The sequence below is a fragment of the Agromyces binzhouensis genome (assembly GCF_004135055.1).
Lineage (GTDB): Bacteria > Actinomycetota > Actinomycetes > Actinomycetales > Microbacteriaceae > Agromyces > Agromyces binzhouensis.
On record NZ_SDPL01000534.1, the window covers coordinates 1 to 1707 of the forward strand.

At 73.5% G+C, this 1707-nt stretch carries 1 protein-coding gene; it reads right to left on the reverse strand.

Features of this window, described 5'->3' with window-relative positions:
* Nucleotides 1-1707: efflux RND transporter permease subunit (locus ESO86_RS16465; protein WP_165308175.1), on the reverse strand; the 1707-nt coding region annotated here is incomplete at both ends.

Genomic DNA, 1707 nt, shown 5'->3' on the forward strand with positions numbered 1-1707 from the left:
GCCTGCCCCGCCATCGCCATCGCCGGCGCCGGGGCCGGCTCTGCCGCCTGCTTCGCCGCGCGCCGCTCGCGCCGCCGCTCGCGTCCGCCCTCGACGAGGTCGTACAGCGACGGCAGGACGAGGAGCGTCAGCACGGTGGACGACAGGAGGCCGCCGATCACGACGAGCGCCAGCGGCTGCGAGATGAACCCGCCGCTGCCGGTGATGCCGAGCGCGAGCGGCAGCAGCGCGAAGATCGTCGCGAGCGCCGTCATGAGGATCGGCCGGAGTCGCCTCGACGCGCCGTGCAGCAGCGCGTCGCGCACGGTCATCCCCCGGTCGCGGTACTGGTTCACGAGGTCGATGAGCACGATCGCGTTCGTGACCACGATCCCGACGAGCATGAGCACGCCGACGAGCGACGCGACGCCGAGCGGGATGCCCGTCACGACCTGCAGCAGGATCGCGCCCGTCGCCGCGAACGGCACCGACACGAGCAGGAGCAGCGGCTGCAGCAGGGAGCGGAACGTGGCGACCATCACCACGTAGACGATGAGGATGGCGGCGAGCAGCGCGAGCCCGAGCTGCGAGAACGACTCCTGCTGGTCGGCCGTGACACCGCCGAGCGAGGCCGACGTGCCCTCGGGGAGGTCCACCGCGGCCACGGCGCCCTGCACGTCGGCGCTCGCGGTGCCGAGGTCGTCGCCCGCGGGCGTGGCCGCGACGGTCGCGCTGCGCAGGCCCTGCACGGTGGTGACGGATGACGGTCCCTCGACCTGCTCGACGGTCGCGAGCTCGTCGAGGCGGACCGGGCCGGTCGGCGTGGGCACCTCGAGCGCCCGGAGGCCGTCGAGCGTGGTCGGCGGCTCGTCCGACGCGAGGTAGATCGTGAGGGTCTGCTCGTCGATGACGATCGACCCGGCGGACTGCGGCTGCATGGCGGCCGACACGACGGTGCCGAGCGCGACCTCGGAGTAGCCTGCCTCGGCGGCCGCGGCGCGGTCGACCTCGATCGCGATGTACGGCTGCGACGCCTCGAGGTTCGACGTGACCTGCGTCAGCGAGTCGAGCCCCGACAGCTCGTCGACCACCGCGTCGGTCGCCGCCTGCAGGTCGGCCTCGTTCGCCGCCGTGATGTCGACCTCGATGTCGCTCGAGGCGCCGAAGCCGCTCTGCGCGGCGAGGGTGATCTCGCCGACGTCCTCGAGGTCGCCGAGTTCGGCCCTGACCTCCTCCTGGAGGGCGAGCTGGTCGGCGTCCTCGTCGGTCGTGACGTTGTAGGCGACGGTGGTGCCGCCGCCGCCGAACGCGGCGAGCGCGCCGCCGCCGGTGGAAGTGCCGATGGAGGCCTGCACGGTCTCGACGCCCTCGACGCCGCGGATGGCCTCCTCGACCGGCTCGGACGCCGCCGCCATGTACTCCAGGCTCGAGCCGACGGGCAGCTCCTGCGTGACCCGGAACGTGTTCTGCCCGCTGTCGCCGAGGAAGTTCGTCTTCATGAACGGCGCGAGCGCGACCGTGCCGCCGAGGATGAGCACGGCGACGACGATGGTCACCGCGGAATGCCGCAGCGTCCACGAGAGGATCGGCAGGAAGCCCTTCTGCAGCCGCGACGGGTGCTCCAGCTCGTCCTGCGGCGGCACGTTCGCCCGGGGGGTGTCGGGCGCGGCGACCGCGGCGGGAGCGGCCGTCGCGGTGGTGCCGGCCGACGCCCGGCCGAGCCCCGTC